The organism is Paenibacillus vulneris, from assembly GCF_039543185.1.
In the GTDB taxonomy this organism is placed as follows: Bacteria; Bacillota; Bacilli; order Paenibacillales; family NBRC-103111; genus Paenibacillus_S; species Paenibacillus_S vulneris.
The window spans coordinates 57,333-74,423 of sequence record NZ_BAABJG010000012.1; the positions used below are offsets into that span (position 1 = coordinate 57,333).

Genomic DNA, 17,091 nt, shown 5'->3' on the forward strand with positions numbered 1-17,091 from the left:
GGATTCGGCCGTGTCCAGATTGGTTCCGAACAAATGGCTGAAGACGAATGTACTGCTTAGACATCGCGAGATTGTGAAGCACATTCCGGAAACGAGGGTGTATTCCAGGGCGGTGCTGGTACGTATGCTGAACCAGTACGGACGGGTGGTTATGAAGCCTTGCATTGGCTTCGGTGGACATGGACTCATTCTCATATCCAAGCTGAGGTCGGGCTATACGGTTCATCACCATGAAAAAATCTTGAGCAGGATGAGCTTCGGGACGATGCTGGCCCTTGTTGAACGCCTGCGCCGAAAAAGAGCCTACTTGGTGCAGCGCGGCCTAGTATTAGCGAGTATTTCCGGCCGCCCCGTAGATTACCGGGTGAAGCTGCTTCGGCGGCACGGAAAATGGTTTACTAAAGCGATTGTCGGCCGATTGGCTAAGCCTGGATTGTTCGTGACAAACATTCACAGCGGCGGAACGGTGTTAAGGGCAAATGACGCTCTTCGCCGCTCGCTATCCATTTCTCCCCATGCCAAAAAGCAGGAGATGAACAGGCTCTCCTACCTGGGGATGGAGGCGCTGACTAGAGCGTTTCCGGGGATTGATAAGCTCGGGTTCGATTATGGGCTCGATAGACAGGGGAATATTTGGATGCTCGAGGTCAATACTCAGCCGCGTTAATTAAAGGGGGTGCTCAATCGTGAGCACCCCCTTTAGTCTTCCCTATGAAGCCCGGCCGCTGCCGGGAATAGTTTTACTTCACCATGCTGGACTGCGGAGAAAAATGGGCAAACGACATATGCCGGTCCAGCGCCATATTGGCAGCTCCCAGCGCGCCGCCGATTTCCTTGAACTCACCGATATGGACGACAGTAGAGGCGGATAGCTGCCCCATGGCGCGCTGTCTCATCACTTTCACGGCCGTCTGTACATAGGACGGGCAATCTTTCGGAATGGAGCCGCCTAGAATAATGGCTTCGGGATTGAGCAGATTGACCAGATTGGCCATCGTTATGCCCAGATAGGTAGCGGCATTATGGACGACTTGAGAAGCCAGCTCGTCTCCTTGCTCGGCGGCTTGGCAAATGTCTTCGGCTTTGAGCATTTGCAGATCAAAGCCCGGCTGCATATGTAGCGCGGAAGGAGTACCCATCCGCAGCAGCTTGCGCGCTTCCAGCTCCATGGCTGGAGCGGCCGACATCATTTGCAGGCAGCCGTTGTTGCCGCATGGACAGAGCGGACCGTCGACATCGACCGTCGTATGGCCGATTTCACCGGCGCCACCCAGGGCACCGTGAATGAGTTCACGATGTACATAAATGCCGGCCCCGATGCCGGAATCGATTCCGATGTAAATCATGTGCTGGTAGTCTTTCCCCGCACCGTAGCGGCATTCGGACAAGCCGCGGGCCCGGCTGCGGTTCAGCACAACCGTCGGCCAGCCCAGCGCTTTTTCCAGCATCGAACCGAGCTCCACCTGCTGCCATCCCATGACGGCCGAGCTGTGCAGCAGACCGTTATGCGTATCGACAAGGCCAGGGACGCCGACGCCCAGCAAAGGGATTGGACTTTTGTCTATTTGCTTAATAAAGTCAGGGATTTCACAGACCAAGGCCTGCACGGCAGCCTCCGGAGTCAGTGGGCTGAACGAGATCTGCTTCTTCTCGATGGTGTTGCCCAGCAGGTCGAAGGCGCCCAGCGTCCATGTCTGATGGTTCAGGTCGGCACCTAGTATCATATGGGAATAGGGGACGAGCTCCAGATTCGTGGCCGGTCTTCCCCCGGTAGATTGGCGCAGCACGGTTTCATGCACGAGTCCCAGCTCAATCAGCTCGTTGATGGTGACGGAGATCGTCGCACGGCTTAGATCCGTCAATTGAGTCAGCTCGATTCGGGACATCGGGCCGTGCACTCTCAGCATCTGAAGGATCGCGGTTTTGCTTCCTTTTTGATCCCAAATTTTGCGAATGTTATCCATAGCTTTCCCTCGCCATTCATTTTCGGTCTCCAATATTGATAATGTAACCATATCAAAATTATCGCGAGTTAGCAATGGAGCTTGAGGGGATAAAATTTAATTTTTTACATAAATATTGAAAACCCCGCTCTAAAAGCAGAGGTTTTTATATTATTTTATCTAATCTAAGTTTAGTTATTGACATAAGTTTGGCGCGGACGTATGATCAGGAGGAGAAGTAAAGCAGCCGTCGGGATATCTACATAGTTTATTATTGATAACGTTTACAATTAGCGGCGCAAAGCGGCTATAGTGTTGCCAGGAATTGAAACGATTAAACCCTAAGCAGAATAGCGATAGGAGGTCAGCTGCCATGTTTGCCAAACCTGAATTAACACCGCCGCCGGAGCATCCGCGGTTATTTTTGCGCAAGGAGCATCTGCCGGAGCTGAGGGAGAAGATGACGAGGCCGGAGCTGAAGCAGGAGTGGGAACGGCTCGTCCAGTACAGCAGGTACAGTATAGAGGAGGCGAACTCCGAGCATTGCCCCGGGGACGTGTACGTTATCGAAGCCAATGCGCTTCTGTATCTGCTGCAGGGTGATCGGGAAGCCGGTCTCAAAGCCAAGCAGTTAGCGCTCAGCAGCATTACGAAGAGCTTCAACCCCAACTTTCAGGACATTTCCAGAGAAATTGGGCGGCTTATGCTGGCCGGGGCGATCGTGTACGATTGGTGCTACGATCTTGTGACGGATGAAGAAAGAACCTTTTTTATCGGGCATTTCAAACGGCTGGCAGGATTGCTGGAGTGCGGCTATCCGCCGGTTAAGGAGGGCGCGTTCGTAGGACACAGCTGCGAGTGGATGATTCAGCGCGATATGCTGGGTACGGGCATCGCCATTTATGACGAGGAGCCGGAAATGTATGATTTAGCTGCAGGCAGGGTTCTTCATCAGATGGTTCCGGCTCGCAATTTCTTTTATCCTTCGGGCTGGCATCATCAGGGGGACGGCTACGGCGGTGTCCGGTTCCAAGGGGAGCTGTTCCCTACCTGGATGTTCGATCGAATGGGCTTTGGTAATGTATACGACGCCTCGCAGCGAGAGGTCGGCTATCAGTGGATTTATACGCGCCGTCCTGACGGCAAGCTGCTTCGTGACGGGGATACGACTCCGGTAATGCTGAAGCAGACGAAGTATACGAGGCTCCATTTCATTTATTGGATTTTGGGCGGTTACTACAAGGACCCTTACTTCATAGCTCAGAAGCAGATGGACGAGGGAAGGCTGCAGGATAAGGATGTTTTATTCGCTTTCCTGTTCGCCGACCCGAATGTGGAAGCCAAGCCGCTCGACGAGCTGCCGCTCACCCGTTATTTCGGGGTGCCGACCGGTGTGATGGTAGCGCGTACAGGCTGGGAGACGGGAATGGATTCGAACGTCGTGGTTGCCGAGATGAAGGTGGGCATGTACCAATACAACAACCATCAGCATTTGGATGCGGGTGCGTTCCAAATTTACTACAAGGGCAATCTGGCTATTGACTCAGGCTCCTACAAGGGTTCGTCAGGGAAGTATCATTCCCCGCATAACAAGTACTACTTCAAAAGAACGATCGCACACAACACGATGCTGGTTTACGATCCGGATGAGCTGAAGCAGTACCCGTACGTCAAGGATGGGGGTCTCGTATGGCCGAATGTGAACGACGGTGGGCAGCGCTGGCCTAATGAGGGGCGGCCGCCTCTCACGCTGGACGATCTGCTGAATAAGGATTTCAAACGCGCAGATGTCCTTGCTCATGCAATAGGTCCTGACCCGATGAAGCCGAGCTACTCCTATCTAAAAGGAGACATAACGGCAGCCTACTCGAGCAAAATGAAGCAGTTCCAGCGTTCCTTTCTGTTCCTGAATTTTCAGGATACGGAGCATCCGGCGGCATTGATCGTGTTTGACCGCGTCGTATCGGCGAATCCGGACTTTCCAAAATATTGGCTGCTGCACAGCATTGAGGAGCCGCAGACGGCGGGCAGCCGAACCGTTATTTCCCGCAGCGAGGATGGTTATAACGGTCAGCTGATCAACGATACGCTGCTTCCTGCAGCGGAAAACCAGACCATCGAAAAGGTCGGCGGTCCGGGCAAAGAGTATTGGGTGTTCGGCACCAACTACGTAAATGATTTTCCGGGTACGAAGGAGCAGGGCGAATGGCGAATCGAGGTTAGTCCGAAGGTGCCTGCGGAAGAGGACTTATTTTTAAATGTTATGCAGGTAAAGGATATAGATGGTCCTGAAGCGTTGCCGACACAGAGACTCGATGGAGAGGCTGTGGTCGGCGTCAAAATAAACGATTGGATCGCTCTTTTCTCCAGGAGCGGGCAGCGATTGCAGGAGGATATGATTCTTCCGGATATTGCTGAAGGAACGGTCGTTGGCGGAAGCCTCTATTATTTCGCAGCTGATCTCGCAGCAGGGCAATGGAGTGTGGAACAGGAATGTGCGGGAGCTCTAGGTGCGGAATGGAGAACGCTGCTCACAGCGGAAGTAACAGAAGAGGCTGGTGTTTTGCACTGGCAGAGTGAGGGAGCGGCGGACAGACTTCGCCTGGTTTACTTAAATGGCTCGAACCATGGATCAACAGGGAGGTGCAAGCATGAGCGATAAACCGAATGTAGTCATTATTATGGCGGACCAGCTGCGCTGGGATGCGTTTGGAGCCCATACGCCTCATATCAACCAACTGAAAGCACAGAGCGTCGTTTTCGACCGGGCTTACTGCGCATCACCGCTTTGCGTCCCGGCTCGCGGGGCTTTTTTCACTGGAAAATACCCAAATGTCACAGGCTCGCTCATCAATCCGTGGACGGAGCAGGAGAAGCAGCATGGGATGGTTCGGGAAGAGCATACCCATTGGTATGAGCTGCTGGAACAGGGGTGGGACAGCTGGCATACGGGGAAGCAGCACCTCTTCACCGCCCCTAAGCTGGAGCACCGTGAGGACAGCAAGACGCATTGGCTGCAGCTGGAGCAGCGCTATGAGGCGTTCCTCAAGAAGAACGGCAAGAAAAAGCCGGGCGGACCGGCATTTCAGGGTCTTGTTCCGGAGCTTGCCTACGGCAAAATTACGAGGAAGCGCAAGTATTCGACTCCAACGATAGGCAGGTATGATGAGGAGCTGGATTTCTTCTATGACGGCTTTATTCTAAATGATTCTTTGGAGGCGATTCGCAATAGGGATCGCAGCAAGCCGTTTGCTTTGAATGCGATGTTCCTTGCGCCGCACCCTCCGCTGGATATACCTGATCCATGGTACTCCATGATTCAGGAGGTGAAGCTGCCGGATAACGTCGGTGTATGGGCGGATAATCAATCTCCGCTTCAGCTGTACAACTTGACGGGTGTGTTGGGTACGCCTTATACGCGTGAGGAATGGGAGCGAATCTGGAAGGTTTATCTGGGGCTGGTTGCGCTGCTCGATCATTGCGTCGGACAGTTGATCACCGAGCTGAAGCAGCAGGGGCTCTACGATAATACGCTGATTCTTTTCGCAAGTGATCATGGAGAGATGCTGGGTTCCCACAAGCTATGGCAAAAAATGTGCATGTACGAGGAATCGGTCAAAACGCCGCTGTACTTTAAATTTCCGGTCGGGTTTACCCCCGCAATGGAACGCTCTGAAGAGCTTGTCAGCAGTGTCGATGTGCTGCCAACCTTATGCGATTTTCTTGGTATTGAGACGCCTCAAGGGGTATCGGGCTTATCCCTCATGCCTCTTATTCGAGGGGAGCAAGAGAAGCTGGAGCGGGAACGGATTTTCATCCAGTTTGACGGCAACGGGGCACGCAGTAATTTTCAACGCTGTGTGATGGAAGGTGACTATAAGCTAATCGTTGATATGTTCAAGGATGAGAGCTTCATGGAGCTGTACGATGTGAAGAACGATCCTCAGGAGATGAATAACTTGGCCTTCCAGTCCGAGGAGTACGGAAGCCGGATTGAAAGCCTGCTGGGCAGCTTGAGGCAGCATATGCGGGATACCAACGATCTGCTCGAGCTTCCGGCTGACCTATACGATCGTTTCCTGGCCGATTATTCGGAATTTAAGGCTTAAGACTTGGAATGGGCTAAATAGAACGATCTGCAAAGAATCAAACCTAAAGGAGAGAATTACGATGTCAGCAGTTACATACGATTTGTGGGTGGAGGAAGCATGGAATAAGGTTGTCGCCAAGGTGGAGCAAACGAGCAAGACGATTGGAGCCGGGTTCCCCCACGTATCCAAAGAAGGAAAATATGACTGCACGGACCCACAAGGCTGGACCTCCGGCTTTTGGCCGGGACTGCTGTGGCTTCTATACCGCGATACGAACAATGAAGTGCTTAGGCAGCTGGCCGAGCAATGCGAGAGCAAGATGGATGTATGCATCGATGAATATACTCGCTTGCATCATGATGTAGGCTTCATGTGGAGTTTAACTTCGGTTGCTAACTATAAGCTAACCGGCAACGAAGCTTCTAAGCTGCGGGCGTTGAAGGTGGCGGCGTGGCTGGCCGGGCGGTTCAATCTCAAGGGGAGCTTCATTCGTGCCTGGAATCAAAGCAACTGGGAGAGCATTAACGGGAACACCGGCTGGGCCATCATCGATTGCATGATGAACTTAAGTCTTCTTTTCTGGGCTTCAGAACAGATCGGTGACCCAAGATTCAAGCATATTGCTGAAGCTCATGCCCATATGGTCATGCGCGAATTTATCCGTGCCGACGGCTCGGTGTATCACATTGTAGAGTTTGATCCCGAGACAGGAGAGCGTATCGGCGCTCTGGGCGGCCAAGGCTTTGCTCCTGAATCGGCGTGGGCCAGAGGAACAACCTGGGCCTTGTACGGTCTGGCCCTTTGCTACCGCTATACGAAGAACGATGCTTATTTGCAGGCTAGTAAAAAGGTAGCCCATTTCTTCCTCGCAAATCTTCCGGAAGATTTGGTGCCTTATTGGGACTTCCGCCTGACTACGCAGGAAGGCGCCCCAAGAGATTCCTCGGCGGCGGCGATTGCCGCAAGCGGTCTGCTACTGCTGGCGGAATCCCTTCCGGCTGAAGAAGGACGTCTATATGAGACATCGGCGAAGCGGATTCTCAAATCATTAGTAGACCACTATGCAATCTGGGATACAAGCGATGAAGCGATTTTGCCTCATGGCACAGGGCATTGGCCTGCGAACAAAAATATCGACGTCGGCCTGATCTACGGCGACTACTATTTCGTCGAGGCGTTAGCCAAGCTGCGCGGACAGACGGAGCTGTTCTGGTAAAAAATCGCGCTTGTCTCTCGTGGACAGCGCCAAGCTGGCATTGGAGGAAACAGGATGCCGTTTCTCAAACTGACTCAAGCTGCTTTCACTATGCTGCTGGCGATAGGTATAACCATACTGCCGGCTTGCTCCGGGGATACGGCTGCTCCGTCTTCGAGCGAGAAGCCTGGGGCGACTGCTCAGGCAGAGCCGACACCTTCCCTGCAGGCGTTTGCGCCATACACCGGCGGATCGCCGACGGCGGAGAGAATCATCTCCGACCTGCAAAAGAACAATCCGAAGCAGCGTCACCCAAGGCTGTTCGCGACAGCCGACGCATTTGCGAAGCTGAAGGACACCGTCAAGACGGATCCGCAGCTGCGCAAATGGTACGGCGACTTGCAGCGGGCGACCGACAAAACGTTGGCGAAGCCGGTCGGAGCGTACGAAACACCGGATGGACGGCGCATGCTGTCCGCCCGGGATGCAAGACCGATCATCGAGCAGAATGCGATGATGTACCGACTTAGCGGGGATGAGAAGTACGCCAAGCGGGCCGTGCAGGAAATGATGGCGATGGTTGCATTCCCGGATTGGAACGATAAGAAGGAATTTCTTAACACGGCTGAGATCACTGCAGGCATGGGGATCGGCTACGATTGGCTGTACGACTATCTCACGCAGGAGCAGCGGGATTCCATCCGTAAGGCCATGGTGGAGAAGGGGCTGCAAAAAGCGCTCGACGCCCACAACAAGCAGGTATGGTGGAGCATCAGAACCGATCCGGTGAACAACTGGAGCGCCGTCTGCAACGGCGGCATCATCGTGGGAGCTCTCGCTATCGGAGACGAGGAGCAAGAGAAGGCGCTTGCCGGAGAGATTATTCTCCGCTCATTGCAATCTGTACAAAACATTATTTTAAGCCATTGGGAGCCGGACGGCGGCTGGAGCGAAGGACCAGGCTACTGGCGGTACATGATGGATTATACGGTTAGCTATATGGCAGCGATGCAGTCTTCGCTTGGCACAACCTATGGGCATGCGCAGACACCGGCTCTGCATAAGACGGCCTACTTCCCCGTGTATGTGACCGGACCACAGGGAACATTCAACTTTGCGGATAGCGACAGCGGCAAGATGAAAATTCCGGAGCTGTTTTGGCTGGCCAAGGCAACGAACGATCCTATGCTTGCCGGACAGCGGCTTACCATGATGGAGGATGCCAAGCAGGCAGGCGGGGTATATGATCTGCTCTGGTATGATCCATCATTTCGTGACATGAAAATGACTCTCCCGACCGACCAATATTACCGCGATGCGGAGCTGGTCATTATGCGGAGCAAATGGAATGATCCGGCAGCGTCATATGTCGGCTTCAAAGCGGGCACGGCTATCGCAAGCCACTCGCACTCCGATATCGGCGAATTCGTCTTTCACGCGAACGGCGAGCAGTGGGCTATCGATCCCGGCAAGGAGGATTATAACTTAAAGGGCTACTTTGAGTATGACAAGGAACGGTATACCTATTACCGGCTGAAGCCGGAGGGACACAATACGATCGTGCTGAACCCGGACCAGCAGTTTCAGCAGGATCAGGCTTCTATGAACCAAATCATCCGATATGAGTCGAAGCCCCAGGGGGCTTTGGCGATTGCGGATATGCAGCCCGCCTATGCGAGAAATGCCGACGCTGCGAAGCGAGGCATTCGGTTTGTCGACCGCAAAGGGCTCATTGTTCAGGATGAGCTTCGAGCCAAGAAGCCCTCGGCGTTCTGGTGGTTTATGAACACGAAAGCGTCTATTCAAGTGGCCGAGGACGGCAAATCGGCATTGCTAAGCCAGAACGGCAAAAGGCTGTGGGTGACGATGACCTTTCCGAAGGATGCGCCGCCTCCTGCACAAGCGAAATTTCAGATTATGGATGCCAGGCCGCTTCCAGAGTCGTTGAATCCGAAAGGGCAGACGCCTAATAATGGCATTCGCAAGCTGGCTATTAAGCTCGATGGGGTTCAGGATGTGCGATTGGCCGTGGAGCTCGTTCCGCTCGCAGCCGGAGAGGCTATACCTTCGGCAGGTCATGATTATGTACCGCTTTCCGAGTGGAAGCTGCCTTAATGACAGCTGCACCGATTAACTAACACGATTGCGTTGGATTCATCTTAACACGCTTCTCATACGTGAACAGGGGGTCTTTCGGAGATGAAAAAAGGTTTCGTTCTGCCAGGTTTGCTCTGTTTGTCCGTGGCGCTGTCCGGCTGCACCAAGGAAAAGGCGGGTGAGACCGTCGTCAAGCCGGAATCCAAGGAGCCTGTCAAGCTTGTCGTGTACAGCTATAGCTCAGGGATTCAGGAGTCGGAATTTCAGAAGTTTTTTGTAGAGCCGGTTCAGAAGAAATATCCGAATATTACGATGCAGCTCGTTTCCCGTAATGGAGACAAGGACACGCCGGAGCAAATTATCGCTTCGGGCAATCTGCCCGATCTCATTTTGACGAGCAATGTGTATATCGGCATGTTTAACAAGCTGGGGCTTGGCATGGATCTGAATGAGCTGGCGAAAAAGAACAACCTGGATTTCAACCGATTCGATCCGGTAGGCATGGGAGCGATCAAGCAGTTCGGGGATAAAGGGGAGGTATACGCTGTCCCTTTCTCGATGAATTACGGCCTCATGCTGTACAACAAAGACATTTTCGACAAATTCGGGGTTCCTTATCCGCAGGACGGCATGACGTGGGATCAGGCGATTGCGGTGGCGAAGAACCTGACTCGCAAGGAGGACGGGATTCAGTACATCGGTATTGATCCCGATTACCCGGAGAACCTGACCCGGCAGTACTCGCTTCCCTATGTAGATGAGAAGGAGGAGAAGCCGGAGATCAATACGCCGGGCTATAAGGCGGCTTTCACCAAGCTGAAGGCGATGTATGAGATTCCCGGCTTTATCGGCGAGAAGAACAAGTTCATGTATACGTCCAACGGCTTTTTCAAGGACCGGATCTTGGCGATGTACCCGGTCTGGGGCGATGGCGTCGTCGGTACGATCGAGGATATGGCGCAGCAAGGGAGCTCGGTTAACTGGGATATGGTCACGTATCCGAGCTTCGAGGACCGTCCCGGTGTCGGCAAGCCTGTCGATCTGCATCTGATGATGCTCTCACCCCAGAGCAAGCATCAGGAGGAAGCGTTCAAGGTCATCACCACCTTGGTCTCCGACGAAGCGCAGATCACGATGAACAAAACCGGAAGAATGACATCCTTGAACAACGATACGGTCAAGAAAACATATGCCTCCGAGCTAAAAGGCTTCCAGGGCAAAAACGTGCAGGCCGTCTTCAAAACGAAGCAGGCGCCTATCGTCAAGCCGACCGACTACGATCTTCCTTTCAAGCAGCTGATACGTGACGGGGCCAAAGATATGGCGGTTAACAACAAAGACGTCAATACCGTCCTGAGGGAGATTCAGGAAAAAGCGGAGAAGACGATGGTGGATATGAAAAAATCTCGATGATCGATGTAAAGCAGAGTAGCATAACCGTGTTTATAAGGAAGTTTTTTCGCCAATAGAAATGCTGTTCACCTCGTCCGGATGGACTAAGTGAACAAGAGCATTTCTATGTGGAGAAAAAATCTAAGTGATCGCAGTAATTCAAAGATGAGCGACTGCGCCCAGAGGAAGTTTTTTTCGCCAATAGAAATGTTGTTCACTTCGTCCGGATGGACTAAAGTGAGTGGAACATTTCTATGTGGAGGAAAAATCTAAGTAAATCGACGCGAATCAAAGATGAGCGACCGCGTGAGCGGTTAGATTGTTGAGACATTCATTAATTCAGAAAAAAGCGAAAGGTGAGAGGTGGGGTGTCCCCTTGCTTACGAAGTAAGTTTTCCTTTGGAAAACTCTCAAGCGTCCGCCTTTGTTCTCGGGAAATATCCTCTAGCAAATCTAATCAAAATTTCCCGAGAACAACAGCTAAGGGCTTTGCGTAGCAAAGCCTACTTCGGAAGCATGGCCGGAAGGGGATACCCCACCGGGGGACCAAAGCATTTTTTCCATGTTTTTACGCCTCAACAAGCTCACCGCGCTAGCGTCAGTTTTATTTGCAATCGAACACCCTCACAAGAAAAGGAGGCCACAGCATGTACCCGAAACCGCCTGTTACACCGCCGCCGGAGCATCCGCGTCTACTGTTGCGGAGTCAGCATTTGCCCGGTTTAAGGGAGAAACGATTCAAGCCGGAAATGAAGCAAGTATGGGAGCGGCTTGTGGAGTTCAGCCAGGTGGATATTAGCCAGGCGCATTCCGCTGAACACCCGGATGAAGCTTATCTCATCGAAGCGAACGCGCTGATGTATATACTCAATGGAGATCAAGAAGCGGGACTTCGAGCCAAAGCATTGGCGCTCGCCACCATTACAAAATCATTCAATCCGAACTTTCAGGATATTTCCCGAGCTATCGGGCGCCTGATGTCGTCTGCAGCCGTTGTCTACGACTGGTGCCGCGATCTGATCGATGATACGGAACGGCAGTTGATGATCGGTCATTTCAAACGATTAGCCGGCATGCTGGAATGCGGCTTCCCTCCGAGGAAGGAGGGCTCCATCGTTGGTCATACGAGCGAATGGATGCTGATGCGTGATCTTATCGGTACGGGTATCGCCATCTACGACGAGGACCCGGAAATTTATGACGTAGCCGCAGGACGCTTTTATGCCGAGATGGTACCTGCACGGAATTTCTTTTATCCTTCGGGCTGGCATCATCAAGGAGATAATTACGGCACCTATCGATACCAGGCGGAGCTGTTCGCTACTTGGATTTTGGACCGCATGGGAGCCGGCAATCCTTACGACCCTTCCCAAGGGGAAGTAGGGTATCAATGGATTTATACAAGAAGGCCGGACGGCAAGCTGCTGCGGGACGGAGATAGCGATAACCCATTGTATGCGGAAAACAAATATATTCAGTTTTTCCCGCTTGTGTACTTGATGTCCGGCAGCTACTACGAAAATCCTTACTTCATGGATCAGCAGTTCCGCGAATATCCAACGATACCGGACATGTACGTGTTTCACGCCTTTTTGTTCTATAACCCGGAGGTGAAGCCCAAGTCGATCCAGGAGCTGCCGCTTACCCGTTATTTCGGGTCACCGACAGGAATTATGATCGCAAGAACCGGCTGGGATGAGGGGATGGATAAAAGCTCACCGACGGTAGTCGCCGAGATGCGTATAGGGGAATACCAGTACAACAACCATCAGCATTTGGATGCGGGTGCATTCCAGCTGTATTACAAGGGCTACTTGGCTATCGATTCCGGGATTTACAAAGGCTCCTCCGGCAAATACCATTCGCCGCATAACAAATATTATTTCAAACGGACGATCGCCCATAACACGGTTCTTGTTTACGATCCCGATGAGTTAGAGCATCATCCTTACGTCAAAGACGGCGGCCTCACATGGCCGAACGTGAATGATGGCGGGCAGCGCTGGCCAAATGAAGGGCGACCGCCGCTTACGCTGGACGATTTGCTGAACAAAGACTTCAAGCGCGGTGAAGTACTGGCGCATGCGTACGGTCCGGACCCGGTACAGCCTGACTTTTCTTATTTAAAAGGCGACATTACCGCTGCGTATTCGAGCAAGATGAAGCAGTTCCAGCGCTCCTTCATGTTCTTAAACTTTAAGGATGCGAACCATCCGGCCGCACTCATTGTGTTCGACCGCGTCAAATCAGCTAACCCGGATTTCAAAAAATATTGGCTTTTGCACAGCATCGAAGAGCCGCAGGTCGACGGCAGCCGTACCGTCATCTCGCGCAGCGAGGACGGCTATAACGGACAGCTCATTAACGATACGCTGCTCCCAACGGCTGATAATCTCGAAATCACCCCAGTCGGGGGCCCGGGTAAGGAGTTTTGGGTATTCGGCACCAATTACATCAACGATTTTCCGAGCACGAAGGAACAGGGAGCGTGGCGTATCGAGGTCAGCCCGGCTCAGGCTGCGGAGCAGGACATTTTCTTGAACGTGATGCAGCTTAAGGATACGGACGGACCTGAAGCGCTGCCGACCTATCGAGTGGACAGTGATCCGCTTGTCGGGGCGCAGATCAAGGATTGGGTCGTTCTTTTCAGCAAGAACGGACAGCGACTGTCTGAAGAGCTGGTTATTCCTTCAGCACCGGTTATATCAGAAGCTTCGGCATCGCTTCACTATGTCATAGCCGACCTGGCGGCAGGAGATTGGATCGCAGAACGTGGGGATGTACGAGAGCAGTATGTGGTCACGGAAGAGAGCGGCGTGCTCCACCTTACGGAAGTGTCGACCCCTGTCCGTCTCATTCCCTTAACCGCAAAAGCGGAAGGAAAGGAGTAAAGTTTCCTGATGAACAATCTTGGTGATCGTTTAAGTACGGAAGAACTGGCTGAATCTCTGTTAAGCAAAGCAGCCTACCGCCCTTTTCCGGATATTGAGCAGAGGGGCGAGTGGGAGTTACTGCCTGAAGAGCTTCGACTATCGGTTATTGCGGAGGGGGAAAAGTACCTCGATTATGCATGGCCGATCCTGACCGCGACAATGTATATGGAGTTTTTGAATAATGGCAACCGGACGCGCTACGACGGACCGTATCATCTGCGCAGAAGAGCGGTGACAAGTCTTGCCCTCGCCGAATGCGTGGAGAATCAAGGGCGTTTTGTGAATGATCTGATCAATGGCATTTGGCAGATCAGCGAAGAATCCAGTTGGGTCATCTCGGCCCATAACCGGATGTTCCAGCGCGAGCATCCCAGTCTGCCGGATACCTCGATTCAGCCCGGCGTCGATCTGTTCGCTGCCGAGACAGGCAACCTATTCGCATGGCTGCACTACCTGCTTAAGCCAGTATTCGATCGGATCAACCCGCTTATAGATCAGCGGATCGTTAACGAGCTGAGGCATCGTATTCTGGAGCCTTATCTGGAACGGGATGATTGCTGGTGGATGGGGATCCAGGATCGGGATAAGCGGCTGAACAACTGGACGCCTTGGTGTACGTCCAACTGTTTAAGCGCCTTTCTCCTGGCGGAGGAGGATGACAGCAGAAGGCTGCTGGCTGTTCGTAAGGCGATGAAGAGCCTGGACCGGTTCTTATCAATGCACCCGGCGGATGGGGGCTGCGACGAGGGTCCCGGCTATTGGAACAAAGCAGGCGGATCGCTGTTTGATTGCCTGGAGCTTCTGTATACCGCAACTAACGGTGCCTTGAATGTGTATGGTGAGCCGTTGATTCAAAATATCGGCCGTTATATTTACAAGGTTCATATCCATGATAGATACTTCCTTAATTTTGCGGACGGTCCCCACAGGATAACGGTGGAGGAAGATATCGTATACCGCTACGGGAAACGGATAAGTGACGATAATATGATGGCTCTCGGAACGGCCGTGCACCAAATGCTGCGTACCGAAGGATGGAAGAATATGAAATTTCTATCGTTTCTCCGTGTGCTCCCCGCATTGTTTCATTACAGCATGATTGAGAATGAGAACAGACCGCTAACGTTTCAACGGGATATGTACATGGACGGCATTCAGGTCATGGCAGCACGAGAGACCGAATCCTCGGATCACGGCTTGTACCTGGCCATGAAGGGCGGACACAATCTGGAAAGCCATAACCATAACGATGTAGGGCACTTTGTCGTGTATGCGGATGGACTGCCGGTGCTCATCGATATTGGTGTCGAGGAGTATACGGCCAAAACGTTTAGCGCGCAGCGATACGAGATTTGGACGATGCAGTCCGGGTACCACAACCTTCCTACAATTAACGGCTTCATGCAGCAGGACGGAAATAACTACCGCGCCTCAGCAGCACAATACGAAGTTACGGGAGCAAGCTCACAGCTCAGCATGGACATCGCGTCCGCTTACCTGCCTGAAGCGGGAATCCGTTCTTGGAACCGGTGCTGCCGCTTGAACCGCTTGCCACAGGCCGTTGTTGAGCTGGAGGAACGGTATGCCTTTGCCGACGGTACAGCATGCCAATTTACACTTAACTTCATGACGTGCTGCCAGCCGGTGATCGATAGCGGCGGACGCATTAGTTTACGCCGTAACGATCAAGAAGCTTTATACATGGAATACGATTCCGAACAATTTACCGCTGCGGTGGAGACCATACCCATCGAGGACAAAAAGCTTCGCAATGCCTGGGGAGAGCGGCTTCAGCGCATTGTGCTGACACCTAACCAATCCCGGCAGGAAGGAAGCCACCTCATTCGTTTCCGCCAGCCTTAAACATAAGTGCCAAATACAAAGAGATAGCATACCTTCGACCATACGAATAGGAGAGGAATAATACTATGCCATTATACTGGGGAGATTTGCACAACCACTGCGGAATCAGCTACGGATTCGGAGGATTGGAGAACGCTTTGCTTGCGGCCAAGGGCCAGCTTGATTTCGTAGCCATTATCGGTCATGCGTCCTGGTACGACATTCCTGCCCGCACGGAAGGACTGGAATACCTGGTCGATTTTCATAAGGAAGGGTTCGCCAAGCTGCGCGGGCATTGGGATTATGTACGAGAGACGGTTAAGAGCTTCAACGTGCCGGGAGAATTCGTCACCTTTCAGGGCTATGAAGCGCACTCCAGCCAATACGGCGACCATCATTTCGTCTCGCCGGACGATGATCTGCCGCTTTTAGAGGGAGAATCCCCTGCAGCAATCGTGGAAAAGCTGGCGCCGCGCCGGGTTATCGCCGTTCCACATCATGTCGGATATACGCCGGGATACCGCGGAGGCAACTGGGACAGCTTCAACAGCGCTATCAGTCCGATTGTCGAGGTGTATTCCAAGCACGGCAGCGGCATGTCCGATCAGTCCCTATATCCGTACTACCACGACATGGGGCCCCGCGACTCCCGAAGCAGTGTGTATGAGGCGCTGAAACGGAAGCATCGCTTCGGCTTCGTCGGTTCGACGGATCACCATGCGGGGTATCCGGGTTCTTACGGGGATGGCAGATTGGCCGTATTGGCCGACTCCAAAACCCGCGAGTCCATCTGGGAAGCGATTCTGGCACGCAGAACGTACGCGGTGACCGGAGATAAAATCGCCTGCCGGTTCAGCATGAACGGGCACTTGATGGGCAGCGAGGTGCAAGCGAGCGACCGCCAGCTGGAGCTGGAGGTTACAGCATGCGATCAAATCGATAAAATTGTCGTTTACAAAAACCTGAGGCCTTGGAAAGTCATTAACGGAGAATCCTTGATAAACCCAAGTCCCGAAGCTGCAAAAGCGGCGGGCAAATATAAAGTAAGAGTCGAAATGGGCTGGGGCAACAGCAAAAACGGCTTTAAGTGGCAAGGAACCGCCAATGTAAGCCATGGTAAGCTGCTTTCCGTAGAAACCTGCTTCCGCGGTCGCAGCGTATTGGCTCCTACGCCGGAAATGAAGGACGATCCTTCTATGAATGAGCTTGGCAATAAGCTGATCCGCCAATCGGATGAAGCCGTCGAATGGAGCTGCATGACGTTCAAAAACCCGACGACGCTGCATCCGCATACGGCTGCGCTCATCCTCGAAATCGAAGGAGACTTGGACACGACGATCCAAGTGCAAATCAACGATGCAGAAATGTCGGCAACCGTAGGAGAGCTGCTGGAGGGCAACAGAACACAGCATTTGCAGCCGTATAATTCCGAAGCTATCGTCCTGCATCATGCGATTCCAGAGCAGGCTTACACCGTGAAGGAAGCCTGGACGGATACCCAAGTGGAGTCCGAATGCGATGTCTACCATGTCGAGATCAAGCAGGTCAACGGCCAATGCGCTTGGATCTCGCCGATTTATGCGCTTGCTTGAAGCGAA

At 52.8% G+C, this 17,091-nt stretch carries 10 protein-coding genes; 9 read left to right on the forward strand and 1 reads right to left on the reverse strand.

What is annotated here, in order from left to right; translation table 11 throughout:
• Positions 1 to 10 precede the first annotated feature (10 nt).
• On the forward strand, positions 11 to 667 hold the full coding sequence (locus ABEA66_RS11485) for a YheC/YheD family protein (protein ID WP_345587649.1): 657 nt from the start codon (positions 11 to 13) through the stop codon (positions 665 to 667).
• Positions 668 to 740: 73 nt separating this feature from the next.
• Here ABEA66_RS11485 and ABEA66_RS11490 read toward each other — a convergent pair whose 3' ends face one another.
• Positions 741 to 1,964 carry an ROK family transcriptional regulator gene (locus ABEA66_RS11490; RefSeq protein WP_345587650.1) on the reverse strand — a complete coding sequence of 408 codons (1,224 nt, stop codon included), beginning with the start codon at positions 1,962 to 1,964 and terminating at the stop codon, positions 741 to 743.
• Positions 1,965 to 2,316: 352 nt separating this feature from the next.
• Here ABEA66_RS11490 and hepB (ABEA66_RS11495) point away from each other — a divergent pair, with 352 nt between their 5' ends.
• The 8 genes from hepB (ABEA66_RS11495) (at position 2,317) to ABEA66_RS11530 (ending at position 17,085) form a co-directional block, all read left to right on the forward strand.
• Complete coding sequence (gene hepB, locus ABEA66_RS11495) at positions 2,317 to 4,605, forward strand: heparin/heparin-sulfate lyase HepB (protein ID WP_345587651.1); 2,289 nt, start codon at positions 2,317 to 2,319, stop codon at positions 4,603 to 4,605.
• A complete protein-coding gene (locus tag ABEA66_RS11500; protein ID WP_345587653.1) occupies positions 4,595 to 6,052 on the forward strand; it encodes a sulfatase family protein in 1,458 nt (485 codons plus the stop codon). Before hepB (ABEA66_RS11495) ends, ABEA66_RS11500 begins: the two co-directional genes overlap by 11 nt.
• 61 nt (positions 6,053 to 6,113) lie before the next feature.
• Complete coding sequence (locus tag ABEA66_RS11505) at positions 6,114 to 7,250, forward strand: glycoside hydrolase family 88 protein (RefSeq protein ID WP_345587655.1); 1,137 nt, start codon at positions 6,114 to 6,116, stop codon at positions 7,248 to 7,250.
• A gap of 54 nt (positions 7,251 to 7,304) precedes the next feature.
• Entirely contained in the window at positions 7,305 to 9,344 is a 2,040-nt protein-coding gene (locus tag ABEA66_RS11510; RefSeq protein WP_345587656.1) for a heparinase II/III domain-containing protein, read from the forward strand.
• Between the two features lie 84 nt (positions 9,345 to 9,428).
• Positions 9,429 to 10,739 carry an ABC transporter substrate-binding protein gene (locus ABEA66_RS11515; protein ID WP_345587657.1) on the forward strand — a complete coding sequence of 437 codons (1,311 nt, stop codon included), beginning with the start codon at positions 9,429 to 9,431 and terminating at the stop codon, positions 10,737 to 10,739.
• Positions 10,740 to 11,365: 626 nt separating this feature from the next.
• A complete protein-coding gene (gene hepB / locus ABEA66_RS11520) occupies positions 11,366 to 13,609 on the forward strand; it encodes a heparin/heparin-sulfate lyase HepB (protein ID WP_079913474.1) in 2,244 nt (747 codons plus the stop codon).
• 9 nt (positions 13,610 to 13,618) lie between these two features.
• The gene (locus tag ABEA66_RS11525) at positions 13,619 to 15,514 is read left to right on the forward strand and encodes a heparinase II/III family protein (protein WP_079913473.1); all 1,896 of its coding nucleotides are present in this window, start codon (positions 13,619 to 13,621) and stop codon (positions 15,512 to 15,514) included.
• 65 nt (positions 15,515 to 15,579) lie between these two features.
• Entirely contained in the window at positions 15,580 to 17,085 is a 1,506-nt protein-coding gene (locus tag ABEA66_RS11530) for a DUF3604 domain-containing protein (protein ID WP_079913472.1), read from the forward strand.
• Positions 17,086 to 17,091 lie beyond the last annotated feature (6 nt).

Excerpts from the sequence above, each read along its gene's own strand:
- ABEA66_RS11490 (WP_345587650.1), bottom strand. The coding sequence starts at position 1,964 with ATGGATAACATTCGCAAAATTTGGGATCAAAAAGGAAGCAAAACCGCG.
- hepB (WP_345587651.1), top strand. The coding sequence starts at position 2,317 with ATGTTTGCCAAACCTGAATTAACACCGCCGCCGGAGCATCCGCGGTTA.
- ABEA66_RS11500 (WP_345587653.1), top strand. The coding sequence starts at position 4,595 with ATGAGCGATAAACCGAATGTAGTCATTATTATGGCGGACCAGCTGCGC.
- ABEA66_RS11505 (WP_345587655.1), top strand. The coding sequence starts at position 6,114 with ATGTCAGCAGTTACATACGATTTGTGGGTGGAGGAAGCATGGAATAAG.
- ABEA66_RS11510 (WP_345587656.1), top strand. The coding sequence starts at position 7,305 with ATGCCGTTTCTCAAACTGACTCAAGCTGCTTTCACTATGCTGCTGGCG.
- ABEA66_RS11515 (WP_345587657.1), top strand. The coding sequence starts at position 9,429 with ATGAAAAAAGGTTTCGTTCTGCCAGGTTTGCTCTGTTTGTCCGTGGCG.
- hepB (WP_079913474.1), top strand. The coding sequence starts at position 11,366 with ATGTACCCGAAACCGCCTGTTACACCGCCGCCGGAGCATCCGCGTCTA.
- ABEA66_RS11525 (WP_079913473.1), top strand. The coding sequence starts at position 13,619 with ATGAACAATCTTGGTGATCGTTTAAGTACGGAAGAACTGGCTGAATCT.
- ABEA66_RS11530 (WP_079913472.1), top strand. The coding sequence starts at position 15,580 with ATGCCATTATACTGGGGAGATTTGCACAACCACTGCGGAATCAGCTAC.